This is a genomic window from Hyalangium sp. (assembly GCF_045802625.1).
In the GTDB taxonomy this organism is placed as follows: domain Bacteria; phylum Myxococcota; class Myxococcia; order Myxococcales; family Myxococcaceae; genus Hyalangium.
The window spans coordinates 59,337-85,315 of record NZ_JBJMQP010000239.1; the positions used below are offsets into that span (position 1 = coordinate 59,337).

Sequence of the window (25,979 nt, forward strand, 5' to 3'; positions counted from 1 at the left end):
GTGATTTACCATGGCGAATCCTCCCCCGGCACGACGTCGGTCCTCAACCTCTACAGGCACTCCCCCCGGTGCGACGGGCCAGCAACGGCCCGTGCGCAAGACGGGGGCGACCGCCGCGGTGCGGGCTGCCGAGCCCATGCCGTTCAATGGTCCCAAGCTGGTGGTGTCCGCCGGTCCCAAGGCCGGTGAAGAGTTCAACCTGGAGGAGGGCGAGTACGTCGTCGGACGCGCGACGGACAACCCCATCTGTATCCAGGACACCTCCGTCTCGCGCAAGCACATCATGCTGCGCCAGGTGGGCAGCGGCTGGACGGTGAGCGATCTGGGCTCGGGCAACGGCACGCTCGTCAACGGTGAGTCCATCACCGACGAGACGGTGCTGGCCAACGGCGACGTCATCACCATGGGGGACACGGAGGTGACGTTCTCCGACGTGGCCAACTCCACGATGATGGTGGCGATCACTCCGGGCCCGTCGCGGCCTCGCGCGGCCACGGGCGCTGGGGCCCCGGCGCGTCCGGCGCGGCCCGAGCGCGTGCGGCCGGGCCGCACGATGGCGAAGCCGGTGGATCCGGCGGCGCAGAAGAAGAAGAAGTTCGCCGTGGCGGTGGTGGCGCTCGCGCTGGTGGTGGCGGGCTCGGGCCTCGTGGTCCTGCAGATGCGCCGCAAGGCCATCATGGAGCGCGAGCTGGTCGTGAAGATCCAGGAGGGCAAGGAGCGCGCCCGCCTGTCGGCCATCTTCCAGGACGCCAAGAACCTCATCCGCGAGGGGAAGTGGACCGACGCCAAGGCCAAGCTGGAGGAGCTGCAGACGGCGGCGCCCGACTATCCCGGCCTGCAGGACTACCTGGAGCGGGTGCAGAAGGAGATCCCCAACCAGGAGCACTTCAACGCGGCCCAGGCGGCGCTCGGCGAGAAGAAGCTGGCGGTGGCCAAGGCGGAGCTGGAGAAGATCACCGCCGAGACGACGATGTTCGAGCAGGTGGCCAAGCTGAAGCGCCATCTGCAGGACACCGCCGACGTGCAGACGAAGGAGGCTCGGACGCTGCTGGACAACAAGCAGCTGGATCCGGCCAAGGCCATCACCGACGACGTGCTGGCGACCTTCCCCGAGCATCGCGACGCCAAGCTGATCAACGACGAGGCCGTGCGGCTCATCACCATCCGTGATCGGCCCGTGGTGCCGGCGCCGCCGCCGCCCACCGCGCCGCCCTGGGAGCAGGCCGTGGCCCGCTTCGTGGACGCGGACGTGTCCGGCGCGGTGGCGCTGCTCAACGCGTGCTCGGCCAAGCAGCCCAAGTGCAAGACGCTGATGAAGGACATCACCGAGTTCAACAACCTCTACAAGAAGCTGGAGGATCTGGACGCCAAGGGGCTGGCGCGCCTGCTGTCGCTGGACAAGGACATCACCGGCTCGCGCGGGCCCAGCAAGATGGCGCGGAACGCGGGCACGCGCGCGGCGAACATCTTCTACAAGAGCGCCTCGGCGGCGAAGGCCGCGGGCCAGTGGGCGCGTGCGGTGGAGTACGCCCGGCGCACGCTCCAGGCGGATCCCAGCCACGCGGGGGCCTCGAACATCCTCAACGATCTGCGCGGCAAGGCGAAGGATGTCTTCCTCCAGGCCTATGCGCTCAAGGACTCCAACCCCGAGGACGCCATCCCGAAGTTCAAGGAGGTGCTCGCGATGACGCCCGCGGATGACGAGACGCACGAGAAGGCGCAGAAGTGGCTTGATCAGCTCTCGCGATGAAGCGTCGGCGCAAGGCGGGTGAAGAGACCTCTGTCGCCGGGCAGGGGGATCTGTTCGGGGCGATCGAGCCAGCGAGCCAGCCGCTCGTGGTGGTGGCTCCCTCCGAGCCGCCCCCTCCGCCTCAGCCGCCCGCCCCGCCCGAGAAGGCGCCGCCCATGGAGAAGCCGAGCGTGTCCGAGGTCTCGGCGCCGCTGCCCTCCCTGCCCGGGGCTCCGGCCCGTCCCGCTCGCACCGTGCTCACGGTGGGCGAGCTGACCCGGCAGCTCAAGGAGACCATCGAGGCGCGCTACCCCCGCGTCCTCGTGCGCGGCGAGGTGTCCGGCTTCCGGGGCGCCAACGCGCGGGGCCACCTGTACTTCACCCTGAAGGACGCCGAGGCCTGCATCGACGCGAAGGTGTGGGCCTCGCAGGCGGCGCGGCTGCGCTTCTCGCTGCGGGATGGGCTGGAGGTGGTGGCCGAGGGCAGCGTGGACGTGTACGCGCCCCAGGGCCGCTACAGCCTGATCATCCAGCGAGTGGAGCCGGTGGGGGAGGGCGCTCGCGCGCTCGCCTTCGAGCAGCTCAAGGAGCGGCTGGCCGCCGAGGGGCTCATGGGTGACCGGCGTGTCCGGCCACCGCGCCCGCTGCCCTTCCTGCCCCGGCGCATCGGCGTGGTGACGAGCCGCACCGGCGCGGCGTTGCAGGACTTCCTGCGCGTGCTTCACTCGCGCAACCCGCGGCTGAGCGTGCTGCTGTGCGACGCACGCGTGCAGGGCGAGGGCTCGGCGGCGGAGGTGGCGCGGGCCATCGAGCGGCTGGGCCGCACGGACGTGGACGTGATCGTCGTCACGCGCGGCGGCGGCTCGGTGGAGGATCTCTGGACGTTCAATGAGGAGCTCGTCGCGCGAGCCATCCATGCCGCGCCCGTGCCGGTGGTGTCGGCCATCGGGCACGAGATCGACTTCACCATCTCGGACTTCGTGGCGGACTGGCGGGCGCCCACGCCCAGCGCGGCGGCCGAGCGGCTCTCGCCGGTGCTGAGCGATCTGGAGCTGACGCTGGCCACCCATGCCTCGCGGCTGCGCCAGGCGGCGACGCGGCGGCTGGTGGAGCTGCGCGAGCGGCAGGGCAGCCTGGCCGGGCGGTTGGTGGATCCCCGGCGGCGCATGGGGCAGGAGCGGCTGTTCCTCTCCGAGCAGCTCGAGGCGATGATGCGCGCGCTGCGTCCAGCTCAGCGCGAGCGCCGGGAGCAGCTCCGGGGGCTGCATGAGCGGCTCCAGCGCGCGAGGCCCCAGGCCCGGCTCGGCGAGCAGCGCTCGCACCTGCTGCGGCTGGCGGCGCGGCTCCAGGAGGCGGCCCGGACGAGCATCTCCTCCCGGCGGGCCGAGCTGGCCAAGGGGCAGCTCGGGCTGGAGCGAGCCTCTCCCACGGCGCGGGTGGCGGCGGAGCGGGCGAAGCTGGCGGACAAGAAGGCCCGCCTGGCGAGCTTGCAGCGGCTCGTGCTCTCGGAGGCTCAGCGGCGCTTCCAGCGCCTGGAGGCCAGGCTGGATGCCATGAGTCCACTGAAGGTCATGGCTCGTGGCTACTCGGTGACCATGCGGCGGCGGGATGGGGCCGTCGTGCGCACCATCTCGGATGTGCAGCCGGGTGAGGTGCTGGGTATCAAACTCGCCAGTAGTGGAGCGAAGTCATTGGATGGCTGTGAGGAGATCGAGGCCACCGTGACGGCGGTGAAGGGGCCGGTGGATTGCTGACAGAGCGGCAGTCCGGGCTGGCCCTGGGGCGGGGTGTCCTCTAGAGTCGCGCGCCCAATCCACTGGGTTGGAGGAGCTGGACGTGTCGAAGTCAGGCAAGGCGGCGGAGGCCGCGCCCGAGCAGTACGGAGACGTGGTGGCGCGGCTCGAGGAGATGGTGGCGAAGCTGGAGAGCGGCGCGTTGTCGCTCGAGGAGTCGCTCAAGGCTTTCGAGGAGGGCATCCGGCTGGTACGCAAGGGCGAGAAGCTGCTCAACGAGGCGGAGCAGCGGATCGAGCAGTTGCTGGTGGACGAGGAGGGCCGGGAAGGGGCGGCTCCGTTGGTGGCGGGCAACCGGCCCGCGCCCGCGGCGGCGCCTCGGGCCTCGGCCGCGAGCAAGTCACCCCCCGAGGATGACGTTCCGTTCTGACGGGCGCAGCGCGCGGAGCCGGCATGGAGAAGCCCAGAATCATCATCGTCGATGACGACCGCGACACGCGCGAGCTGCTCGCGATGGCGCTGGAGACGGAGGGCTTCGAGGTGGCGAGCGCGGCCAACGGGCTGCGGTTGATCTCCTCGCTGCAGCTGCGCCGCCCGCACCTCATCCTCCTGGACGTGAACATGTCCTGGATCGACGGCTTCGAGCTGTGCAAGGCCGTGAAGAAGAACGAGAACTTCCGGGACATTCCGGTCATCTTCATCAGCGGGCGCGGGGAGCCCGAGGATCGCCGCAAGGGGATCGAGGCTGGCGCCGCCGACTACTTCGTGAAGCCGCTGGATCTCGAGAGCCTGACCGCGCGTATTCGTGAGCTGGTGCCGGCCGCGGTACCGGAGGAGCACTGACTCCCGTGAGCACGCTTGATTTGAAGCACTTCCTGCAGGAGCAGCAGGCGCGCGTGGAGGCGCTGCTGCACGCGCGAGCGGCCCGCTGGGAGCCTTCAGGGACTCCCCCCTTACTGGCCGAGGCCATGCGCTACTCGCTGATGGCGGGGGGCAAGCGGCTGCGGCCGGTGCTGTGCCTGACCTTCGCGGATGCGGTCTCCCAGCAGAGCAGCGCGCTGCGCGTCGCGGAGGACGCGGCCTGCGCGCTGGAGTACGTCCATACCTACTCGCTCATCCATGACGATCTGCCGGCCATGGATGATGACGATCTGCGCCGGGGCCGTCCCACCTCCCACAAGGTGTTCGGCGAGGCGATTGCCGTGCTGGCCGGGGACGCGCTGCTCACGGAGGCCTTCGGGCTGGTGGGCGCAGGCTCGGAGCCGGTCCGGATCCCGCTCTGCCGCGAGCTGGCCTTGTCGGCGGGTGCCACGGGCATGGTGGGCGGGCAGGTGCTGGACATCGCCGAGGACCGGCCCGCGCTGATGGACTACCTCACGAAGTTGCACGGCATGAAGACGGGCGCGCTGATCCGGGCGGCCTGCCGCATGGGCGTGCTGTCCGCGGGCGGGAGCGTCGAGCAGCTCCACCAGGCGGACTCCTATGGCGAGGCCGTGGGCCTGGCATTCCAGATCGCCGATGACATCCTCGACGTCACGGGGGATGCGAAGAAGATGGGCAAGCCGGTGAGAGCGGATGCCGCGGCGGGCCGCCACACCTTCCCCGCCGTCATCGGGCTGGAGGCCTCCTGGGTGCTGGCCGAGCGCATGGTGAGGGACGCGGTGACGGCCGTGGAGCCCATCGAAGGCAAGGGAGGCCCGCTGTCCTTGCTGGCGCGCTACATCTTGGAGCGGAACTCGTGACGCGACTCCTCCCGGGCATTCACGCGCCCGCGGATGTGAGGGCGCTGCCCGAGGCGGAGCTGCCGCGCCTGTGTGAGGAGCTCCGCGAGGAGATCATCTCGGTCTGTGGGCGGGTGGGTGGCCACCTGGGGGCCTCGCTCGGAGCGGTGGAGCTCATCGTCGCGCTGCACCGGGTGTTCCACTCGCCGCAGGACGCGATCCTCTTCGATGTGGGGCACCAGGCCTACGCGCACAAGCTCCTCACCGGGCGGCGCGAGCGCATGGGCACGCTGCGGCAGGCGGGCGGTGTCGCGCCCTTCCTGGATCCTCGGGAGAGCCCGCACGATGCGCTCCTTGCGGGGCATGCGTGCACGGCGGTCTCGGCCGCGCTGGGGATGCTCGAGGGGCGGCGCGTGCTGGGCCAGAAGGGGCACGTGGTGGCGGTGGTGGGGGATGGCGCGCTCACCGGAGGGCTGACCTTCGAGGGCCTCAACAACGCGGGAGGCTCGACGCTGCCGCTGGTGGTGGTGCTCAACGACAACCAGATGTCCATCTCCGCCAACGTGGGCGCCATCCCCGCGCTGCTGCGGACTCGCGAGGCCCGGGACTTCTTCGAGGGGCTGGGCTTCACCTACGTCGGTCCGGTGGCCGGGCACGAGCTCGGCCCGATGATGGCGGCCTTGCGCGAGGCGCGGGCCTCGTCGCGGCCCGTGGTGGTGCACGCGATGACTCAGAAGGGCCGGGGCTTTCCTCCGGCTGAGGAGGACACGCAGACGCGCGGCCACGCCATGGGCCCGTACGAGTGGCGTGACGGCAAGCTGGTGCGCTCGCGCAAGGGCCAGCGCACCTTCAGCGAGGCCTTCTCCGCGGCGCTCGACGAGGCGATGGCGAGGGATCCGCGCGTGGTGGTGGTGACGCCGGCCATGCTGGAGGGCTCCGCGCTGGTGGGGCTGAAGCTCCGCTACCCCAGCCGGGTCTACGACGTGGGCATCGCCGAGCAGCACGCCGTCACCTTCTGCGCGGGCCTGGCCGCGGCGGGGGCTCGGCCCGTATGCGCCATCTACTCCACGTTCCTCCAGCGCGCGTTTGATCAGGTGATCCACGACGTGTGTCTGCCGAGGCTGCCCGTCGTCTTCGCGGTGGACCGCGCGGGGCTGGTGGGCGCGGATGGAGCCACGCACCAGGGCGCCTATGACCTCTCTTCGCTCCGGGCGGTGCCAGGGCTGGCGTTGATGGCGCCGGTGGTGGGGGAGGACCTTCCTCCCATGCTGGCCACCGCGCTCCAGTCCTCGGGGCCGAGCCTCATTCGCTTCCCGCGAGGCACGCTGCCTCCCCTGACGCCCGAGCTGCACCCTGGCGTGGCTCCCCTCCAGGGGGCTCGCTGGCTGCTGAAGGCCGAGTCGCCGCGGCTGGCCCTGGTGACGCTGGGGCCGCTCGGGCTGAACGCGCTGGCGGCGGCTCGGGCGGAGACGGGGTGGAGCGTGTTGGACGCGCGCTACGTGAGTCCGCTGGATGCTCCGGCGCTGCTGGAGGCCGCGGCCTGTGGGCACGTGCTGGTGGTGGAGGAGGGGACGACGCACGGAGGGCTCGGGAGCGCGGTGCTGGAGCTGTACGCCGCGAACGGGCGCTCGCCGCGCGTGCGGCTCCTGGGGATGCCGGACACCTTCGTCCCGCACGGAGACGCGCGGGTGCAGCGCGCGGAGCTGGGCCTGGACGTCGAGGGGTTGAGGCGCGCGGGCCGCGAGCTGCTGGGAGCGGGCCGGTGAAGTCGCGCAAGGAGCGCCTGGACGTGCTCGTGGTGGAGCGAGGCCTGGCCGAGTCCCGAGCCAAGGCCCAGGCGCTCATCCTGGCCGGCCAGGTGGTGGTGGGGGATCAGCGGGTGGACAAGCCCGGCGCGCAGGTGCCCGTGGAGGCGGAGCTGCGGCTCAAGGGCGAGGTGCTGCCCTATGTCTCGCGCGGAGGGCTCAAGCTCAAGGGCGCCATCGAGCGCTTCGGGCTGGACGTGCGCGGGAAGGTGGCCGCGGACATTGGCGCGAGCACCGGCGGCTTCACCGACTGTCTCCTGCAAGAGGGCGTGGTCCGGGTGCACGCCATCGACGTGGGCTACGGCCAGCTCCACGAGAAGCTGAGGACGGACCCGCGCGTGCGCTCGCGCGAGCGCGTCAACGCGCGCTACCTCACCGGGGAGGATCTCCCAGAGAAGGTGGGAGTGGTCGTGATCGACGTGAGCTTCATCTCGCTCACCCAGGTGCTGCCCTCGGTGCTGCCGTTCCTGGAGCCGGGTGGGTTGCTGGTGGCGTTGGTGAAGCCCCAGTTCGAGGTGGGGCGGGAGCGCATCGGCAAGGGCGGCGTGGTGCGGGACGCCGCCGCCCGCCAGGAAGCCATCGACGCGGTGGTGGCCTTCGCCCGAGAGCAGGGGCTCACGGTGCGAGGACTCATGGACTCAACGGTGCCCGGTCCTGCCGGCAACGTGGAAGCGCTCCTCGTCGCCGACAAGCCGCGAGCAGGTGCATAGAGGGAGCGAGGCATGAGCTCGAATCAAGACGTGAACCCACTGCCTGACGAACTCGAGGCGGTGATCATTCCTCGCACGAGAGATCTCGGAGACGGTCTCCAGGTGCGTCGCGCGCTGCCCTCCAACCCGCGCCAGATGGTGGGTCCCTTCATCTTCTTCGATCAGATCGGCCCCTCCCTGATTCTCGAGGGGCACGGCTTGGATGTCCGGCCCCACCCGCACATCGGGCTGGCGACGGTGACCTACTTGATCGAGGGAGCAATCCTCCACCGGGACAGCCTGGGCACAGTCGCGCGCATCGTGCCGGGAGAGCTGAACTGGATGACGGCGGGCCGTGGGATCGTCCACTCCGAACGCTCTCCCCAGGAGGAGCGCACGCGAGCCCGCCCGATTCTGGGGACCCAGCTCTGGGTGGCGTTGCCGAAGAAGGACGAGGAGACGGAGCCTTCGTTCTCGCACTTCGGGGCGGATCCGCTGCCGGTCATCGAGGACACGGGCCTGCGGATGCGCCTCGTTATCGGGAGTCTCTTCGGTGCTCGCTCGCCCGTGCGCACGTTCTCGGAGATGTTCTACGCGGACGTCTCGCTGGACGAAGGAGCGGCCCTGACGCTCAAGCCCGAGCACGACGAGCGCGCGGCCTACGTCCTTCAAGGGAGCATCCAGGTGGGCTCGACCGTCTTCCAGGCGGGAGAGATGCTGGTGTTCAACCGGCGCGGCGAAGCCCTGATCCGGGCGCAGGCCCAGAGCCGCGTCATCCTGCTCGGCGGCGAGCCGATGGATGGGCCGCGGCACCTCTACTGGAACCTCGTCTCCAGCTCGCCGGAGCGGATTCAGCAGGCGAAGGAGGACTGGAAAGCGGAGCGCTTCCCCAAGGTCCCAGGGGAGACCGAGTTCATCCCGCTCCCCGACGATCCGCCGCCCCCCGTCGTCTACCCGTAGCGGGTCGAGCCAGGGACGTGCTCTCGCCGGAGCCCCTTGCATCCGGCGCCCAGCAGGGCCAACCTGATAGGGAGGATCCCAAGGCCTGACCTCTTGCGTCAGACCGGATTGCTATGCCCAACCCCCATGGAAACAGGGATGGGCGTTGGGGGAGATGGGGAAGTCATGGGAAGGAAGCCGGCCACCTACGCGGATCTGGAGGCACTGCCTCCGCACGTGGTGGGGGAGCTCATCGCTGGGGAGCTGCACGTCAGTCCCCGGCCGGCGGTCCCCCACGCGGTCGCGGCTTCTCGGCTGGGCGGTAAGCTGTCGGGCCCGTTCGATGAAGGACGTGACGGACCTGGCGGGTGGATCATCCTCGATGAGCCCGAGCTGCACTTCGGCGACGATGTCTTGGTGCCTGACCTTGCGGGCTGGCGCCGGGAGCGCATGCCTCGGCCTCCGCGCACGGCGGCTCTCTCCCTGGCGCCGGACTGGGTGTGCGAGGTGCTCTCTGCCTCCACCGCCGCGCTGGATCGAGCCATCAAACTTCCCCTCTATGCCCGCGAGGGTGTGCGGCACGTATGGTTGATGGATCCAGAGGCGCGCACGCTGGAGGTGTTCCGGTTGGAGGGGACTCGCTACGTGCTGCTCGTCACGCATACGGGCCTGGCGCGCGTACGCGCCGAGCCCTTCGAGTCCCTGGAGCTGGAGCTGTCCTTCCTTTGGGGCGAGAAGTAGGAAGCGTTCTGAGCAGTCAACCGGGGTCAGGGCCTAACGCAGCATGCTGATCAGCGTTGGGCCGACCTCCTGGCGCGCGACCACGTCGCCGTGGGCGGGGACCAGGATGGTGGGCGGGTTCTGCTCCAACTCGCGGATCAGGCAGGCGCGCGCGGCTTTGCGGTCGGACACGAAGAACCAGAAGAACAGGCCGAACACCTTGAGCCCCGGCCCCGAATCGGTGAGCTTGAACATCAGCTTGAACAGCAGGTTCTTCGGCAGGGTCTGGATGTTGGCGATGAAGTCGCCCGCATAGAACAAGGTGCCCTTTTCGGTCTGCACCCGCACGCAGACGTCGCCAAACTTGGCGCCGTCCACGGGGATCAGCGCGACCTTGTTGCCGAGCAGCGGCTGCAGCTTCTCGAGCGGCTCGAGCTGCCCGAAGTCCTGGCCTTTCTTGCGGATGCGCTCGGCTGCGCTCGGCGCGGCATAGGTGACGGCCTCTGGAAACTGCGCGCGGCAGGGGCCGAGCCCGAGGTGGTGCAGGCCGTTGTTCTCGATCAGGGCGGCCACCGTGCCCAGCTTCGAGAAACCTTCGACATCCGCGGGCGTGATGCTCGCGGGCGGGCTCATGATCATCCACTTGCGCTCGGGCAACGCGACCGCCAGCGCGTTGGCGCTGCCGGAGCCGAACTTGTATTCCTTCACCAGCACTGGGGGGTCTTCAGCAAGGGTCGTCCAGCCGGACACCTGGGTACTCATAGATCCACCTCCTGTGGTGGGACGGGGGTGTATCACGAGCCTGCGCCTCGTGGAGCGCCTCGACCTTGAGATTGTCCCGATTCAGTACCTATGGCGTGACGGGGACCTGCTGCCGGTACTCCGGCGGCGACAGCGGGCGCACGAGATCTCCTCCCACGCGCAGCCAGAGCGTGCCGGAGTCATCCATCGCTGCCGAGAGGCTGCCGGCGTTGATCTGGTAGCGGTAGAGCTCGCCCTTGGCGGGATCATCCGTGGCGACGATCTCCAGGGGCTGCGGTGCCGGCAGGTTCTCCCGCGGAGCCGGCCCTGTCAGGAAGTAGAAGGCCTGGGCATAGGGCGGCGCTCCGGACTGGACCTGGAGCACCACCAGCCCCCCCTCGGGGATGAGCGGCTCGCCGCCCTTGTTGAGCACCGCGCCGGTGCTCGCATCGAGGAACCACACCTTCTGGACCGCGATGGCCGCCAGCTTGGTGCCGGCGGCGTAGGGCACCATCGCCGCGAGCGGGGCATTGAGCGTGGGGGGAGTCGCCCAGCGCTGCGACGTTCCACTACACCCGGCGGCCTGCGTGGAGCAGGCGAAGATCTGGGTGATGTTCCCCACGCCCGTGAAGGACAGGTACAGCTGGTTGCCATCCGGGCTGAACGCGTTCGGCGGCGCCGAGTTCGGGAGGACGCCGTTGCTGGCCACCGTCTTCATGATGTAGTTGCCCAGCTCGATTCCGCCCGTCGCCGGGTTCTGCCGGCCATAGTCCACGCGCGACACGACGATGTTCGCCTTGCCGGTGGGAGCGCTGTCGGTGGTGATGGTGGCCACCATGACGTCGTCCACCCGAGGCAAGGGCGTGTTGATGACGAAGCCCCGGGGGGGGTAGCTCCACTTGATGGAGCCGTCCACGTGGCTGATGCGGGCCACCTGGGAGGGAGAGCCGCCCGAGCCCAGGTCCGAGATGACGGCGTCTCCGTCCTGACCCACGGCCAGCAGATCCAGGGGGATGTCCACCTGGGCGGTGATCTTCAGGTTCGAGTCGATGGCCATGGCGCCCGCGCCGGGCGTCCACACCCAGCGCTTGCCCGAGACGGGGTTCTTGGGGGTGATGACAGTGCCCGAGGTGCACAGGAACGGCATGTTGACCGGGTCGACCTGGCTCCTGCCGTTCTTGTCGACCTTGAAGAGCTTGGGGATGCCGCCCTCGGCGTTGCCGCACCCGATGAAGTAGATGTAGGGCAGGGTGCCTTCGGTGACGAAGTTGTCCGGCACCAGCTGGCCGCCGCTGGGGGCTTCGACTACCTCGGCGGCCGGGAAGAAGGTGGCCGGCTGCGGCTGCGAGTCATTCTGGCGCCCGTCCGTGCACACCACGCGCGCCTTGAGCGAAAGCTGGGCGGCGATGCCGTTCGTGTACTTGATCTCGTTGGCCGCCAGATCCACCGGCACGATGCCCGGCCCGCTGTAGGGGACGCTCTTGAGGAAGGTATCCCGGTCGTAGATCGACAGGCTCTGGATCTGATCACAGCCCGTGGCGCTGACCTGCACCGTGAGCTTCTGCCCAGCCGTGTTGGGCTTGGGCACGTTCAGCGTGGCCTGCGGCGGATCCTTCGGGGGCGGCTTGGAGGACCCTCCACCGCAGGAGAGGGCCAGGATCGAGAGAGGCAGGAATACGGCACGCGACAGCGTCAGTCGGAGGGAGTCCTTCATGGGCCGGACTCTACCGCGTGCCGGCCCTTGGGATCACCGCTCCAGGATGAGGAACTCCACACGCCGGTTGAGCTCGCGCCCACGCGGCGTGAGGTTGGGGGCGATGGGCCGTGTGTCCCCGTAGCCCTCGGCCTCCAGACGCGACGCGTCGATTCCGGCCTTGGTAAGGAACGCCGCCACCGCCTGCGCTCGGTCCTTGGAGAGCTTCAGGTTGACCGCCGGGTCGCCCTGGTTGTCGGTGTGGGCCTCGATCCGCACGCGCTTGATGCCGTTGCGCACGATGGCGTCCACCACCTGCGCCAGCAGCGGGGAGTTGTCCGCGAGGACCTCGGACTTGCCGTTGCCGAAGTGGAGCTGCTGCTGGAGCTCGAGCTTGTCGCCCTTGACCTCCACCAGCTTCTTCTTGGGCTCGGGCTCCAGCTCGAAGGAGAGCGCCAGGGTGGCCCCATCGGAGAGCTGGACGCCGCGCGTCTGCGCCAGGTAGCCCTTGGCGGTGACGTTCACGATGTAGTGGCCCGGGGGCAGCTCCAGCTTCGCGGGCGCGGCGGAGTCGGAGGTGGTGAGCTCCTGGTTCTTCGGGCCCTGGAAGCTCAGCGTGGCCGCCACTGGCTTCTTCTGCGCGGTGGTGGAGACGGTGAAGACGGCCGGGCGGGCCATGGCCTCCATCGTTAGCTCCACCGTGGAGGTCTGCCCCGCCGTGAGCCTCAGGTCCTGCTCCTTGAGGAGGTAGCCGTCCTTCTGCGCGGCGAGCCGCACCGGCCCGGCCGGCAGCGGCTGCGTGAGGAAGCGCCCGGTCCCAGCCTCGGTCGCCACCGGAGGCAGCCCGGCTCCGGGCACCGTCACCAGCACGCCCGCCAGGGGCTTATGGGTCTGGGCATCCAGCACCACGCCCGACACCTGGGCCGTCTGGACCGTGGCCGCCGTCGGGGGCACCTGGACCGTCGTGGGAAGGGGAGCACCCTCCACCTTCCGCTCGCGCACCGTCTCGATGATCCGAGTCCCTCCGCGCCCGAGCAGATCCACGGCATAGGAGACGCCGAGCACCAGGTTGACGGGCGGGGTGGCCGGCACGCCCAGGCCCACCGCACGCGTGAGGCCCAGCTCGGCTCCCACGGTGAAGGTGACATCGCGCACGGCGGTGACCTTGGCGCCCAGGTTGAGTGTCTTGTAGGCCGCGCTGGCCGCGGACACGGTCTGCCCGTCCGGGGCGATCAGGCCATCGCCCTCCACGCCCAGCGGGTAGGCCAGGTTGAACTCGAGGAAGGGCGTCACTCCCGGCAGCGGCGCCTCGGCCCCGAGCGCCAGGCTCACGCGGGTGTAGCGGTTGACGTTGAGCGCGTACTCCTCGGCGGCGTTGAGCTGGGTGGAGTTCACCAGGTTGCCCGTCCCGTCCAGCACCATGCCCAGGTTGCCGTGCACGCGCAGCGGGATCTTCGGGTAGCGCTCCCGCACGTCATAGGTGGCCACCACGCGCGGCGAGAAGCCGAACACGTACTGGCTCACGTCCTGATTGCCCACGCCGGAGAAGGACAGGGCTCGCACGTCGACGCCGGCCCAGAAGCCCCGGGTCCACTGGCGCGAGGCGCGCGCTCCCACCGTAATATCCCCGAGCGCCTGGATCAGGTTGGGGGACGAGCGCGAGTTGGTGTTCGCCGAGGCGGAGTACGCGGCGAAGAACTCCAGGAAGTCCAGCGGCACATACGAGGCCGAGAAGGTGGCCGAGCTGCGCGTGTTCTGCGCGCCGACGACGGGGAAGTCGCCGCTCTTGAAGTACTCGCCCAGGACGGAGAAGCGCAGCACGCCCCTGGCTCCCGGATCCGCGCCCGCCACGCGCAGCAGCCCCACGTCTCCCACCGCGCTGGAGGTGTGGCGCAGGTTCTTCGGATCCGTCCACGCGTTGTGCAGGGTGGAGGGGCTGTGCTGCTCTCCCTCGGGCAGGAAGCGCTCCTGCGTGGAGACGATGACCGGCTCGCTCTCGGCGGTGGCTCCCTGCGCCGGCTGCTTCCCGCCAGCCGTGGGAGCCGCGAGCGCCTGTGTGGCAGGCTGCTTGTCATTCGCAGCCAGAGCGGATTTTACTGCTGCGGGTGATGCTGGGGTGGGTGGGGAATGGTGGGGGCGGGGGTAGAGCTCGTCGAGGGTCTGAGCGCGGGCAAGGCTCGCGACGAGGGTAGCCGTCAGGAGCGAGGTACGCAGAAGGCTGAGCGGCGAGAAGGTTCGCGGGGGACGCACGGCGGCGGAGTATACGCCTCGCGTCCACCCTCTCAATTCCTGGGCCACCCTGGGTGGCTGCGCGTCGTCTGCTGGTCCGCACGAGAGATCAACGGCATGATTCGGGATGCCAACATCATGAGGGCTCCGGCGGGCAACGGCCTGAGTCCATTTTCTCCTGGGGCCGAGTCTGCCCCTGTTCGTCGGGGGTTGTCTTGAGAGTCACCGTATCGCCGGAGCAGCGCGGCCGAGTCCTGGTGATCGGCGCACGGACGGCCAGTGAATCCTTGGCCTCCCGGCTCTCGGAGAGTGGCTTCCAGTGCGCCATCGCCGATGACATGGAGGGCGTGCCGCAGCTGGTGGGCAGCCTCCAGCCGGAGGTCATCCTGCTGGCCTCGGCGGCCAAGCGAGCGGCGGAGACGCTGGAGGGCCTGCGCGGCATTGCTCAGCTGCGCAACGTGCCGGTGCTGGCGGACGCGACGCGCTCGCGCTCGGCCGACCTCCTGAAGAAGCTGGCGGTGGACGGCATCATCCGCGGCGCCGAGGAGATGGTGCCCCGGCTCGAGGCGGCGCTGCGCGCGGGCCGCCTGCGCGAGACCGAGGAGCGCACCCGGCTGCGGATGGGGATGCTGCTGGAGATCACCGAGGCGGCCACCAGCTCGCTGGAGCTGGACGCCATCCTGCGCATCGCCGTGGACAAGGTGGGCCGCGTCACCGGCTCGGATCGCTGCTCGGTGGTGCTGGTGGAGGGCTCGCACGCCCGTACGGGCACGGTGGTGGCCACGCAGGAGGATCCGTCGCTGGTGCAGCTGGAGATCGAGATCTCCCGCTACCCGGAGCTGCGCCGGGCGCTGGAGACGCGCCAGCCGGTGCTGATCGAGCGCGCGGAGAATGATCCGCTGATGGCCGAGGTGCGGCCCAACATCATGGCGGTGGGCGTGCACTCGGTGCTGGTGCAGCCGCTGGTGTGCCAGGACGAGCTGCTGGGCGCGCTCTTCCTGCGGCACTCGCGCGTGGGCACCTCGTTCGGCCGGGACGAGCAGGCCTTCGCGCAAGCCGTCGCCGCGGTGCTGGCCAACTCCATCCGCAACGCGCGCCTGCACACCGCCGTCAAGCGCAAGCGCGAGGACCTGGAGCTGGCGTACGTGGAGCGCTACCGCGAGCTCTCGGACGCCAACCGCCGCCTCAAGGAGCTCAACCGGCTCAAGGACGAGATCATCGCGGTGTGCAGCCATGACTTGCGCGCCCCGCTGCAGGTGCTGCTGGGCCACGGGCGGCTGCTGCTGGAGAGCCAGATCACCGCGGACCAGAAGATGTCCGTGGAGGCGATGATCCGCCAGGGCCGGAAGATCCTCGGGCTGGTCGAGTCGCTGCTGGAGAAGGGCAAGGGCGAGGCGGCGCGGCTGTCCATCGAGCCGCGCAAGCTGGACGTGGCCCACCTCTGCAAGGAGAGCACCACCGAGCTGAACATCCTGGCCGCGCAGCGGGGAATCACCCTGCGCGCCGAGCCCTCCGAGAGCCTGATGCTCATCGGTGACGAGGTGAAGCTGCACGAGGTGCTGCAGAACCTCATCACCAACGCCATCCAGCACGCGAAGGACAAGGGCAACGTGACGGTGCGCGCGGTGCGGCTGACGCGGCCGGACGGGGACGCGGTGAAGATCACCGTGCAGGACGACGGGCCGGGCATCCCTCCGGACGAGGTGCACCTGGTGTTTGATCGCTACCGCCATGGGCCCAAGGGCACGGGGCTGGGGCTGGCCATCTGCAAGGAGTTCGTCGAGCTGCACGGCGGAGAGATCTGGGCGGAGAACGCGCCGGAGGGCGGCTGCATCTTCGTCTTCACGCTGCCCATGGCCCAGGAGGCGCCTCGCAAGTCGCAGACGCCGGTGCCCATCGAGCCGCAGCAGCCGCGCGTGCTGGTGGTGGAGGACGAGGCGGAGATCGCCGCGGTGCTCGCCGAGGTGCTGCGCTCGCGCTACCGCGTGGAGGTGGCCCGAGATGGGCAGGAGGGCGTGGCCAAGGCGCGCAACCTGCGGCCGGATCTGGTGGTGATGGACGTGTTCCTGCCCAAGCTGGACGGCCTGGAGGCCACGGTGGCGCTCAAGTCCTCCACGGACACGGCGCACATCCCGGTCATCCTCCTGTCGGCGCACCAGGGCGTGGCGGAGAAGGTCCGCGCGCTCAACCTGGGCGCCGTGGACTACATGAGCAAGCCCTTCAACGCGATGGAGCTGCTCAACCGCACCGAGCGCGCCCTCAAGACGCCCTCGGCCTCGGCGGAGACCGAGCGGGCTGGCGCCTCGGTGGCGGTGCGCATGGGGAGCGATCCGGGCACCAACCTGTACGACAAGCGCGGCCTGCTGACGAAGCTGGAGGTGGAGGTCTCCAAGAGCCGCCGCTACCACCGGCACATGTGCGTGGCGGTGCTGCGGCCCGAGCGGCCTCTGCCGGACATGCCCCGGGGCGCCCCGGACGTGCTGCGCAAGCAGCTGCGGGGCCCGGACGCCGTGGCCCACATGGGCTCGGGCGTGTTCGCCATCATGCTGCCCGAGTGCGACGTGGGCGGAGCGCGGACCGTGCTCCAGCGCCTGCTGCCGGAGATGCAGACCGCCACGGGCATCGCCTACCAGCAGGCGGTGGCGGACGTGAGCCAGGACAGCGATCCGGTGGATCGGATTCTGGACAAGCTCGGCGCTCCCATCACCAGCATGAGCTGACGGCCTGTGCGGCGGACGCGCAGGCGTTAGAATGAGAGCCCGCGTGCGCTCCCTTCGTGCCATCCGAGCCGTGCCGCTGCTCCTGCTGGCGGGCCTGTCCGCGGCCGCCGCGCCGCCCAAGCGCGTCAAGGTGGACCGCGAGGCCATGCGCGAGGCCATCGACGCGGGGCAGGAGCCGGAGGAGTTCGCCTCGCCGGCCAGCTACTCGCACTTCCTCCAGGCCCAGCTCCTGGAGATCTCGGGCGCTCACCGGGCGGCGGTGGATGAGCTGCGCATGGCGCTCGCCACGGACGAGGGCAACCCCTACCTCCTCACCCAGCTGGGCCAGGAGTACGCCCGCCTGGGAGAGCTCCCCAAGGCCGAGGCCGAGCTGCGCAAGGCGGTGGAGCTGTCGCCCCAGTACTACCCGGCCCATGTGATGATCGGCCGGGTGCTGATGGAGGAGGGGCACTACCCGAAGGCGAAGCTGCAGCTGCGCCGGGCGGTGACGCTCAAGCCCCGTGAGCCCGAGGCGTACCTCGTGCTGGCTCAGCTCCACCTGGAGATGAAGCAGCCGGAGGAGGCGGTGAAGGTGGTGGAGGAGCTAGCCGTGGCGCTCCCGGGCGAGGCCTCCGGTTACCGCCGCCTGGGGCTGGCGCTGGCCGAGCGCGGGGACAAGAGCCGCGCGGAGAAGCTGCTCGCCCACGCCGTCGAGCGGGATCCGGCGGACGTGGAGGTGTGGACGACGCTGGCCCGGCTGTACGAGGGCAGCGGGCGCTCCGCCCAAGCCGAGGAAGCCCTGGCTCGCGCGCTGGAGCATGACCCGGACAACCGCGAGGTGCTGCTGTCCGCGGGGCGCATTGCCCTCAAGCAGGGCTCCGCCACCCGGGCGCGGGCGTACTTCGATCGCTTGCTGTCGATCTCGAATGATCCCGAGCTGACGGTGCGCGTGGCCTTCGCCTTCCTGGCCTCACGGGAGATCTCCGCCGCGGCGGAGGTGCTGGACACGGCCCGCAAGGGCAAGCTGATGGAGCCCCGCATCTCCTATTACGCGGGGCTGGTGCACGAGCGGCAGCGCCAGTTCGCCGAGGCCGCGGCCGCCTATGCCGAGGTGCCCGAGTCCTCCGAGCTCTTCGACGAGGTGCGCGCCCGCCGCGCCGGGGCGCTCTCCCGGGTGGGGCAGCATGCCCAGGCGATCGCGCTCTATGAGGCCTCCACGAAGGAGGCTCCAGACGATGTGACCCTGCGGGTGCAGTACGCCCGGGCGCTCGAGCGGGGAGGCTCCGCGGACAAGGCCGAGGCCGTGCTCAAGGAGGCGCTGGCGCGCAACCCCGCCGCCGAGCTGTATACGGCACTCGCCGCCACCCAGCACCGCCGGGGGCGTCCGGCGGAGGCCGTGGCGCTGCTCAGTGAGGCCGTCTCCCGGCACCCTCGGGACGAGGCCCTCCTGTACGCGCTGGCCACCGCCTACGACTGGCAGGGGGACGCGGACAAGGCCGTGGCGCAGATGCGCGCGGTGCTGGCGCTCCGCGCGGACAACGCCTCGGCCATGAACTTCATCGGCTACCTGCTCGCCCAGAAGTGCAAGGATCTCCCCGAGGCCGAGCGCCTGGTGCTGCGCGCGCTGGAGCTACAGCCGGATACCGGCTCCTTCCTCGATTCGCTCGGCTGGGTGTACTTCCAGCGCGGGGAGTACCAGCGCGCGGTGGAGGCGCTGGAGCGGGCCTCGCAGCTCGAGCCGGACGAGCCCGTCATCCTGGAACACCTGGGAGAGGCCTACCGGGAGGCCTCTCGCCGCTCGGACGCGGTGTCCGCCTGGCGCCGAGCCATCGAGGTCCTGACGCTGGACCCGGAGGCCGCCGATCCCCCCCTGCAGCGGCTGCAACTGGAGCAGAAGCTGAAGATGCTGTCCTCGGAGGCTGCGGGCCGCTAAGTTCCCGGCCCCATATGGCGCGCCACGACGAGGGCTTCTTCACCGCGAAGGACCACCTCCGGCTCTTCTGGACGTTGGATCTCCCCGAGGCCGCGCCGCGGGCCCATGTGGCGCTCGTGCACGGCTATGCGGACCACATTGGCCGCTACCGCCCCGTCACCGAGGCGCTGGTGGCCGAGGGCTTCGCCGTCCACGGCTTTGACTACCGGGGCCACGGCCGGGCGGACGGACGCCGGGGGTTCTGCGACAAGTGGCCGGACTACCTGGACGATCTGGCCCTCTTCTGGGAGCGGGTCCGCAAGGCCGCCGGCGGGCAGAAGGCCTTCATGCTCGGCCACAGCCACGGCGGGCTGATGGCGGCCGCCCTGGTGGCGCGCGGCGGGCTGGAGGGCATCGCCGGGCTGGTGCTGTCAGCCCCGTACTTCAAGCTGGCCATCGTTCCTCCCGCCTCGAAGCTCTTCGCGGCGCGCATCGTGGGCAAGGTGGTGCCGTGGCTGCCCATCCAGAACGAGCTCAAGCCCGAGCACCTCACGCGGGACATGGCCATCGTCCGCGCCACCGCCGAGGACCCGCTCTACATCCGCACCGTCACCCCGCGCTGGTTCGTCGAGTCCACCCGCGCCCAGGCCGAGGCCGCGGCTCAGGCCGTTCGGGTGACAGCACCCATTTTCATCCTTTGTGGATCAAACGATGGCGTGGCCGCGCCGGCGGCGGCACGGTCCTTCTTCGAGACGGTCGGCTCCACGGACAAGAAGTTCAAGGAGTATCCCGGCATGTTGCACGAGCCCCTGAACGAGCTGGGGCGCGAGGAAGTGTTCCGGGATATCTCCGGCTGGATCTCCGCCCATCTCTGACATAATCAAGGCGCGGTCTTCAGCGACTGGCGCTTCCGAGGTTCACCGCATGGCACAGGGCGAAACGGGCATCATCGGCAAGGGCATCGTCATCAAGGGCAGCCTCACCGGCGGGGGAGATCTCGTCATCGAGGGGCGGGTGGAGGGGCAGATCGCCCTCAAGAACCACCTCACCATCGAGAGCACGGGCAAGGTCCAGGCGGACATCCGCGCCGAGGAGCTCACCATCAACGGCGAGGCCAGCGGCAACATCGACGCCTCGGCCCGGGTGTCCATCAACGCCTCGGCCAAGGTGGCCGGTGACATCAAGGCCCCGCGCGTCATCATCGAGGATGGAGCGGTGTTCAACGGCTCCATCGAGATGGAAGTGAAGCTGCCGGACGACATCTAGCAAGTCCCGGCCACTTCGGGACGAAGAAGCACAACCCTTCGGAGGGGTGCAACACTCATGGCGAACACGGTCATTGGTTCGAGCATCGTCATCGACGGGGAGATCTCCGGTGACGAGGATCTGGTCATCCAGGGCACGGTGAAGGGGAAGATCTCCCTCAAGGAAAGCCTCTTCGTCGAGGGCAGCGGCGTCGTCGAGGCGGACATCGAGACGCAGAATGTGGAGATCGCCGGCCGGGTGACGGGCAACATCGTCGCCAGCGACAAGGTCGAGCTCAAGCAGGACTGCCGCGTGGTGGGCGACATCAAGGCCCCGCGCATCCTCATCGCCGACGGAGCCTCCTTCAAGGGCAACGTCGACATGGATCAGAAGGAGCGATGACGCGTGGCCCTCGCGAAAGAGACGGCCGGCACAACCGGCAATAACACGGTGGTGGGCCCGTCCATCCTCATCAGCGGCAAGCTGACGGGGGACGAGGACCTCACGGTCCGTGGCCGCGTGGAGGGCGAGCTGACGCTCAGCAAGACCCTCATCGTGGAGACCACGGGCGTGGTGAAGGCGAACGTGGCGGTGCGCAACGCCATCGTCAGCGGCGTGGTGGTGGGCAACATCAACGCCACCGAGAGCGTGGAGCTCACCCGCGAGGGCCGCATGGTGGGCGACATCCGCGCCCCGCGCGTCATCATCGTGGACGGCGCCAGCTTCCGCGGCCGCGTGGACATGGGCGAGGTAGAGCCGGGCCGCGTGCCCGCTTCGCGTCCGGTGGTGGCGCGGCCCACGGTGCGCCCGGGTACGGCGCCGGCGCGTCCCATGCCTCCGGCTCGGCCTGTCATGGGGGGACGGCCCGTTGCGCCGCCTCCGCCGGCTGCCAGGCCGGCGGCCAAGCCGGTGCCTCCTCCTCCGCCTCCTCCGGCTGCCGCTGGGGCTGCCGGGGCCACGGGAGGCGCCGCGGCCGCTGGGACCGCGGGCAAGGGAGAGCCCACCGCGCCAGTTCCGCCCGTCGTTGGCGCTGGCGCCAAGAAGAAGGTCGTGGTGAAAAAGAAGGCCCGCTAGAGCGGGCGGCTTTCGCCGTGCCGGCACGGTGACGTGCGACGGCACGGCGCCGGGCCGAGCCAGGGGAGCCGATGGACGCCGAGAACAGGGTCGACGGAGAGGATGGGAAGCCGGACACCGCGGGGGAGTCATCCTCCGCGCCGGCCCAGGGCGAGGGCGTGTCTCCGAATCCGGAGCCACGAGCCGAAGGGCCTACGGGGCAGGCCATCCTGCTGGGCGCGGGAGAGTCCATGCCCGGGACACCCACTGAAGAGCCGGAGCCGGAGCCGTCCGAGGCCGCTCCCGAGGTGCCAGTGCGGCCGCTGACGGGCGAGACGAGCCTGTCCGCCATTGCGCTGGATCAGGTGGAGGAGGATGCCACCTTCCGGATCCGCCCCGAGGGGGAGATCTCCAAGCTGGCCACGGATGTCGCGCGGCTGGGCCAGCTCTTCCCGGTGGACGTCCGCCCCAGCGGACCGAACCGCTACCAGATCATCTGCGGCTTCCGGCGGGTCGCGGCGCTGCGCTTCCTCAAGCGGGATCGCGTGCAGGCGCGCATCCACACGTCGCTGTCGGACGAGGATGCGCTGCTGCTGGCGCTGGCGGCGGCCATCCACGCCAGCCCGGTGGATCGCGAGCAGCTCGAGGCCACGCGCGCCCAGCTCGAGGCGCAAGGGCGCCTGAGCGCCGCCACGCGCGACATGCTGGAGAAGGCACTGGCCACGGACGACGAGCTCGCTCCCGAGTCGACGGAGGAGGAGGTCGACGCGGACGAGCTGGCCGCGGACGCGGCGCAGCGGCTGGGGGCGCTCAACCAGGATCTCTCGTTGCTGGCGGACGTGTTCACCTCGCTGGATGAGTCCCGCCGGGCGGAGCTGCTCATGCAGCTGCGGTACTCGGCGGAGCTGGTGGCGTACCTGGAGGGCTTGTAGATGAACAGCGCGCTGGCTCGAGACCGGTCGCGGCTCTTGGAGCTGCTCACCGAGCGCTCCTTCGAGCAGCGCAAGGTGGTGCTCTCCTCGGGCAAGGAGTCGGACTTCTACATCGACTGCAAGCGCACGGCGCTGCTGGCCGAGGGACACTTCCTGATCGGCCGGCTGCTGCTGGACGCGATCATCCGCGAGGCCCCGCTGGCGGTGGGCGTGGGCGGGCTGACGCTGGGTGCGGATCCGATCGCCTCGGCGGTGAGCCTCACCAGCTACCTGGCGGGCACTCCGGTGGAGGCCTTCATCGTCCGCAAGGAGCCCAAGGGGCACGGCACGGGCCAGTGGATCGAGGGCCTGTCCGCGCTCGGGCTGAATGCGCCCGTGGCCATCGTCGAGGACGTGGTGACGACGGGGGCCTCCACGCTGAAGGCCATCGAGCGGGCGCAGTCCGAGGGGCTGAAGGTGCTCGGAGCGTTCGCGCTGGTGGACCGGCTCGAGGGCGGGCGCGAGGCGGTCGAGGCCGCTGGCTACCGGCTCTTCACGCTCTTCAACCGCAAGGACTTCATTCCGTGAAGCAGGGGCTTCGTGTCGCGGCGCTGCTGGGGGTGCTCTCAGGCTGCACCACCACTCCTCCCACCATTGGGGATCCGGCGCCGCAGCTGGCCGATCGCCGGGCCGAGCAGGAGTATCAGGAACTCTTCGACCAGTACTCCGATCGAGGAGAGGTCTACGACGGCTTCGACACGCGCATGTTCGCCGCGGCGACGTTCCAGACGATGCGCTTCCGCGAGGCGCGGGTGAAGCGCCTGGCGGAGTTCCAGTACCTGCCGAAGCCGCGCGTGGAGGAGTTGCTGGCGAAGGAGCGCGCCGACGAGGCGCAGTACAACGAGTTCTTCCTGGGCGTCCACGTCAACGACTACCGCTTCGAGGACTTCTCGTATCGCAACTCCATCTGGAGGATCGTCATGGTGACGCCCTCGGTGGAGGTGGAGCCGGTGAGCATCGAGCGCATTGGCCGGGCGGACCTGAACATGCGCGCCACGTACCCGTACCTGGGGGTGTTCTGGGTGGCCTACCGGGTGCGCTTCCCGAAGCGGCTCCCGGACGGGACGCCAGTCATCCCGGACAGCGCCTCGTACGTGCACCTGCGGATCGCCTCCACGCTCGGCCACACCGAGCTGCGGGTGCACGCGCGCTGAAGGGGCTCACGTCTCCTCGGTCCGGCGCAGCCACTTCTCCGTGGTCTGCATCGTCGGGCCGGCCTGGAGCCGATCCAGCAGCTCTCCCGCCGAGGGGCTCACGGCGAAGGGGCGCTCGTGGGCCTCGGGGATGAAGCCGTCCTCCACGCCCCGGCGAAGCATGGCGATCAGCGGCTGGAAGTAGCCCCCCACGTCCAGCAGCCCGATGGGCTTGCTGTGCAGGCCGAGCTGCCCCCAGGTGATGATCTCGAACAGCTCGTCGAAAGTACCGAAGCCACCCGGCAGGGCCACGAAGGCATCCGCGCGCCTGGCCATGAGCGCCTTGCGCTCGTGCATCGAGTTCACCAGGTGCAGCTCGTGCAGGCCCTGGTGGCCAATCTCGCGCTGCTGCAGGGAGAGGGGGAGCACTCCCACCGCCCGGCCGCCCGCGGAGAGCACGGCGTCCGCGATGGCTCCCATGAGGCCCACGCTGGCACCTCCGTAGATCAGCGTGAGCTTGCGGCGCGCCAGCTCCTCTCCGAGCGACTGGGCCCCGGCGAGGAACTCGGGCCGGGCTCCGGGCCGAGAGCCACAGAAGACGCACACCGTCCGCAGGTCCATGTCAGAAACCCCACCGCCGTTCCGGGTGCGCGGCGAACAGCGCCACCACCGCGGTGATGAAGAGAATCAAGGGGAGCGCCTTCGCGTACACCGGACGTCCCATCCGCAGGGCCGCGCCGCAGGGCAGGCCGAAGAGGAAGCCTCCCAGGTGTCCCGCCCAGCTCACGCCGGGCAGCAAGCTGATGACCACCACCTGTACCAGCCAGGTGCCCAACTGCCGCCGGCCCTGCTCGGTGGCAATGGGGAGCATGGCCCCCGCCCAGCCGAGGATCATCCCCGAGGCGCCCACCATGGGCCGATCGAAGTCGAAGAAGAGAGAGAAGGCGGACGCGCCCAGGGCCGTGACGACGGAGAGGCCCAGGAAGCGCCAGCTCCCGATGGCCCGCTCCAGCATGAAGCCCAGCGTCCACACCACCGACATGTTGAAGAGGATGTGGATCAGGTTGCCGTGCTCGAAGACGCAGCTCAGCATCCGCCAGTACTCGCCTTGCTGCACGAGCGGCCCGTAGAGCGCGAGCGGATTGCCCCCTTGCGCCAGCGCGAGGGCGTCCGGCTTCGAGGAGAGCAGCGGCAACAGGTGGCCGTGGCCCAGCACGTACATCACCACCGAGCCCGCGATGATGGCGGTGCACACCGGCGTCCAGCGCAGCCCGGGCGGACGGGCAGGGGGCTGCTGCTCGGGTGGGGTTTCTCCCGAGGACGGATCTTCGAGGATGCGGGGCGAGCGCGCCATGGGACGTCAGATCTCCCGGGAGACGACGGTGTCACGCTTCCAGTGGTGCTCGTCGGTGTTGGGGTAGTCGAGCGTGAAGTGCAGGCCGCGGCTCTCCTTGCGGCGGCTGGCGCAGTCGACGATCAGGTGGGCCACATCGGCGATGTTGCGCAGCTCGATCACGTCCCGAGTCACCTTGAAGCGCCAGTAGTAGTCACGGATCTCCTCGCGCAGCAGATCCAACCGGCGCCGCGCCCGCATCAGCCGCTTGTCCGTGCGGACGATGCCCACGTAGTTCCACATCAGGCGGCGGATCTCGTCCCAGTTGTGGGTGACGACCACGCTCTCGTCCGAGTCCACCGCGCTGCCGGGATCCCACTCGGGGGGCTCCTGCTGGAGCGACGCGAGCGCGCGCACCTCCTCGGCGGTGACGTGGGCGGCGCGGTGCCCGAAGACGAGCCCCTCCAGCAGCGAGTTGGAGGCCAGCCGGTTGGCCCCGTGCAGGCCGGTGTGGGCCACCTCGCCAATGGCGTAGAGCCCCGCCACCGAGGTGCGGCCGGACAGATCCGTCACCACGCCGCCGCACATGTAGTGGGCCGCGGGCACCACCGGGATGGGCTGCACCGCCATGTCGATGTTGAACGCCTTGCAGGTGGCGTAGATGTTGGGGAAGCGCTCGGTGAGGAAGGCGCGGCCCAGGTGCGTCATGTCCAGGAAGACGCAGTCATCACCGGTGCGCTTGAGCTCCGCGTCGATGGCGCGGGCCACCACGTCGCGCGGCGCCAGCGCCCCGAGGGAGTGGTAGCGCTCCATGAAGGTCTGCCCGTTGCGCAGCCGCAGCTTGCCGCCCTCGCCGCGCAGGGCCTCGCTGATCAGGAAGCTCTTGGCCTCCGGGTGGTACAGGCAGGTGGGGTGGAACTGGTAGAACTCCATGTTGGCGATCTGTGCGCCCGCCCGGTACGCCATCGCCACCCCGTCCCCCGTCGCCACGTCCGGGTTCGAGGTGTAGAGGTACACCTTGCCCGCGCCGCCCGTGGCCAGCACCGTCACCCTGCCCAGGAACATCTCGATGTGGCCGCTCTCGGTGAGGGCGTAGGTGCCCAGGCACCGGCTGGCACGGCCCGGGCTGGGGCGTTGGTTGAGGATGAGATCGATCGCCGCCGTGTTCTGGAAGAAGGTGATGTTCTTCTGCGCGTCACACGCGGCCAGCAGCGCCCGCTGCACCTCTCGGCCGGTGATGTCCCCCGCGTGGACGATGCGCCGGGCCGAGTGGCCTCCCTCGCGCGTCAGATCGAACTCGCCCGAGGCGCCCCGGTTGAACTCCGCGCCCAGCGAGACGAGCTCCCGGACGCGCTCGGGGCCCTCTCGCACCGTCACCTCCACCGCGTCCGGGTGGCAGATGCCGGCGCCGGCCACCAGGGTGTCCTGGACGTGGGCCTCGAAGGAATCCGTGGGCTCCAGCACGCTGGCGATGCCGCCCTGGGCGTACTGAGTGTTGCCCTCGTACCGCTCCCGCTTGGTGAGCACGGCGACGGAGCCATGCCGTGCTGCTTGGAGGGCGAACGAGAGGCCGGCCACGCCGCCACCCAGGACGAGGAAATCGAAGCGCAGGGGCATGGAGGACAGCCTTAATG

General features: G+C 69.9%; 24 protein-coding genes. 18 read left to right on the forward strand and 6 right to left on the reverse strand.

Annotated elements, in window-relative coordinates:
• The first annotated feature begins 91 nt into the window (after positions 1 to 91).
• The 9 genes from ACJ8AT_RS37405 to ACJ8AT_RS37445 all read left to right on the forward strand — a co-directional run bounded on the left by ACJ8AT_RS37405 (position 92) and on the right by ACJ8AT_RS37445 (position 9,357).
• Positions 92 to 1,750, forward strand: coding sequence for an FHA domain-containing protein (locus tag ACJ8AT_RS37405; RefSeq protein ID WP_407742765.1), 1,659 nt, complete (start codon positions 92 to 94; stop codon positions 1,748 to 1,750).
• Positions 1,747 to 3,483: an exodeoxyribonuclease VII large subunit gene (gene xseA / locus ACJ8AT_RS37410; protein ID WP_407742766.1), complete on the forward strand. Its 1,737-nt coding sequence runs from the start codon at positions 1,747 to 1,749 to the stop codon at positions 3,481 to 3,483. Before ACJ8AT_RS37405 ends, xseA begins: the two co-directional genes overlap by 4 nt.
• Positions 3,484 to 3,559: 76 nt before the next feature.
• On the forward strand, positions 3,560 to 3,892 hold the full coding sequence (locus ACJ8AT_RS37415) for an exodeoxyribonuclease VII small subunit (RefSeq protein WP_407742818.1): 333 nt from the start codon (positions 3,560 to 3,562) through the stop codon (positions 3,890 to 3,892).
• A 23-nt stretch (positions 3,893 to 3,915) separates the two neighbouring features.
• Positions 3,916 to 4,305: a PleD family two-component system response regulator gene (locus ACJ8AT_RS37420; protein ID WP_407742767.1), complete on the forward strand. Its 390-nt coding sequence runs from the start codon at positions 3,916 to 3,918 to the stop codon at positions 4,303 to 4,305.
• A 5-nt stretch (positions 4,306 to 4,310) separates the two neighbouring features.
• Positions 4,311 to 5,204, forward strand: a complete 894-nt coding sequence (locus ACJ8AT_RS37425) for a polyprenyl synthetase family protein (RefSeq protein ID WP_407742768.1) — start codon at positions 4,311 to 4,313, stop codon at positions 5,202 to 5,204.
• Complete coding sequence (locus ACJ8AT_RS37430) at positions 5,201 to 6,949, forward strand: 1-deoxy-D-xylulose-5-phosphate synthase (protein WP_407742769.1); 1,749 nt, start codon at positions 5,201 to 5,203, stop codon at positions 6,947 to 6,949. Before ACJ8AT_RS37425 ends, ACJ8AT_RS37430 begins: the two co-directional genes overlap by 4 nt.
• Positions 6,946 to 7,698: a TlyA family RNA methyltransferase gene (locus ACJ8AT_RS37435; protein WP_407742770.1), complete on the forward strand. Its 753-nt coding sequence runs from the start codon at positions 6,946 to 6,948 to the stop codon at positions 7,696 to 7,698. The genes ACJ8AT_RS37430 and ACJ8AT_RS37435 overlap by 4 nt, the downstream gene beginning before the upstream one ends.
• A gap of 12 nt (positions 7,699 to 7,710) precedes the next feature.
• Positions 7,711 to 8,637: a pirin family protein gene (locus ACJ8AT_RS37440; protein ID WP_407742771.1), complete on the forward strand. Its 927-nt coding sequence runs from the start codon at positions 7,711 to 7,713 to the stop codon at positions 8,635 to 8,637.
• Positions 8,638 to 8,802: 165 nt separating this feature from the next.
• Positions 8,803 to 9,357, forward strand: coding sequence for a Uma2 family endonuclease (locus ACJ8AT_RS37445; protein WP_407742772.1), 555 nt, complete (start codon positions 8,803 to 8,805; stop codon positions 9,355 to 9,357).
• Positions 9,358 to 9,390: 33 nt separating this feature from the next.
• On the opposite strand, the gene ACJ8AT_RS37450 is transcribed toward ACJ8AT_RS37445, so the two are convergent.
• The 3 genes from ACJ8AT_RS37450 to ACJ8AT_RS37460 form a co-directional block, all read right to left on the reverse strand.
• Positions 9,391 to 10,098 carry a hypothetical protein gene (locus ACJ8AT_RS37450; RefSeq protein ID WP_407742773.1) on the reverse strand — a complete coding sequence of 236 codons (708 nt, stop codon included), beginning with the start codon at positions 10,096 to 10,098 and terminating at the stop codon, positions 9,391 to 9,393.
• A gap of 88 nt (positions 10,099 to 10,186) precedes the next feature.
• Entirely contained in the window at positions 10,187 to 11,791 is a 1,605-nt protein-coding gene (locus ACJ8AT_RS37455) for a hypothetical protein (protein WP_407742774.1), read from the reverse strand.
• Between the two features lie 33 nt (positions 11,792 to 11,824).
• Positions 11,825 to 14,020: an OmpA family protein gene (locus tag ACJ8AT_RS37460; protein WP_407742775.1), complete on the reverse strand. Its 2,196-nt coding sequence runs from the start codon at positions 14,018 to 14,020 to the stop codon at positions 11,825 to 11,827.
• A 194-nt stretch (positions 14,021 to 14,214) separates the two neighbouring features.
• Between ACJ8AT_RS37460 and ACJ8AT_RS37465 the strand changes: the two genes are divergently transcribed.
• From ACJ8AT_RS37465 to ACJ8AT_RS37505, 9 genes are all read left to right on the forward strand, one after another.
• Positions 14,215 to 16,719 carry an ATP-binding protein gene (locus ACJ8AT_RS37465; RefSeq protein ID WP_407742776.1) on the forward strand — a complete coding sequence of 835 codons (2,505 nt, stop codon included), beginning with the start codon at positions 14,215 to 14,217 and terminating at the stop codon, positions 16,717 to 16,719.
• A 43-nt stretch (positions 16,720 to 16,762) separates the two neighbouring features.
• Positions 16,763 to 18,631, forward strand: coding sequence for a tetratricopeptide repeat protein (locus ACJ8AT_RS37470; RefSeq protein WP_407742777.1), 1,869 nt, complete (start codon positions 16,763 to 16,765; stop codon positions 18,629 to 18,631).
• A 14-nt stretch (positions 18,632 to 18,645) separates the two neighbouring features.
• A complete protein-coding gene (locus tag ACJ8AT_RS37475) occupies positions 18,646 to 19,485 on the forward strand; it encodes a lysophospholipase (RefSeq protein ID WP_407742778.1) in 840 nt (279 codons plus the stop codon).
• A gap of 49 nt (positions 19,486 to 19,534) precedes the next feature.
• Entirely contained in the window at positions 19,535 to 19,876 is a 342-nt protein-coding gene (gene bacN, locus ACJ8AT_RS37480) for a bactofilin BacN (protein WP_407742779.1), read from the forward strand.
• Positions 19,877 to 19,933: 57 nt separating this feature from the next.
• Entirely contained in the window at positions 19,934 to 20,257 is a 324-nt protein-coding gene (locus ACJ8AT_RS37485) for a polymer-forming cytoskeletal protein (protein ID WP_044192222.1), read from the forward strand.
• 3 nt (positions 20,258 to 20,260) lie between these two features.
• The gene (locus tag ACJ8AT_RS37490) at positions 20,261 to 20,929 is read left to right on the forward strand and encodes a polymer-forming cytoskeletal protein (protein ID WP_407742780.1); all 669 of its coding nucleotides are present in this window, start codon (positions 20,261 to 20,263) and stop codon (positions 20,927 to 20,929) included.
• Between the two features lie 71 nt (positions 20,930 to 21,000).
• Entirely contained in the window at positions 21,001 to 21,840 is an 840-nt protein-coding gene (locus tag ACJ8AT_RS37495) for a ParB N-terminal domain-containing protein (protein ID WP_407742781.1), read from the forward strand.
• Positions 21,841 to 22,407: an orotate phosphoribosyltransferase gene (pyrE, locus tag ACJ8AT_RS37500; RefSeq protein ID WP_407742782.1), complete on the forward strand. Its 567-nt coding sequence runs from the start codon at positions 21,841 to 21,843 to the stop codon at positions 22,405 to 22,407.
• Positions 22,404 to 23,033, forward strand: coding sequence for a hypothetical protein (locus ACJ8AT_RS37505; RefSeq protein WP_407742783.1), 630 nt, complete (start codon positions 22,404 to 22,406; stop codon positions 23,031 to 23,033). The genes pyrE and ACJ8AT_RS37505 overlap by 4 nt, the downstream gene beginning before the upstream one ends.
• A gap of 6 nt (positions 23,034 to 23,039) precedes the next feature.
• Here the strand turns inward: ACJ8AT_RS37505 and ACJ8AT_RS37510 are convergent, their stop codons facing one another.
• From ACJ8AT_RS37510 to nadB, 3 genes are read right to left on the reverse strand one after another with little or no spacing between them, the layout of a single operon-like run.
• Positions 23,040 to 23,633, reverse strand: a complete 594-nt coding sequence (locus tag ACJ8AT_RS37510; protein ID WP_407742784.1) for a TIGR00730 family Rossman fold protein — start codon at positions 23,631 to 23,633, stop codon at positions 23,040 to 23,042.
• A gap of 1 nt (position 23,634) precedes the next feature.
• Positions 23,635 to 24,366 carry a rhomboid family intramembrane serine protease gene (locus ACJ8AT_RS37515; RefSeq protein ID WP_407742785.1) on the reverse strand — a complete coding sequence of 244 codons (732 nt, stop codon included), beginning with the start codon at positions 24,364 to 24,366 and terminating at the stop codon, positions 23,635 to 23,637.
• A 6-nt stretch (positions 24,367 to 24,372) separates the two neighbouring features.
• A complete protein-coding gene (gene nadB, locus ACJ8AT_RS37520; protein WP_407742786.1) occupies positions 24,373 to 25,962 on the reverse strand; it encodes an L-aspartate oxidase in 1,590 nt (529 codons plus the stop codon).
• Between the last annotated feature and the right edge of the window lie 17 nt (positions 25,963 to 25,979).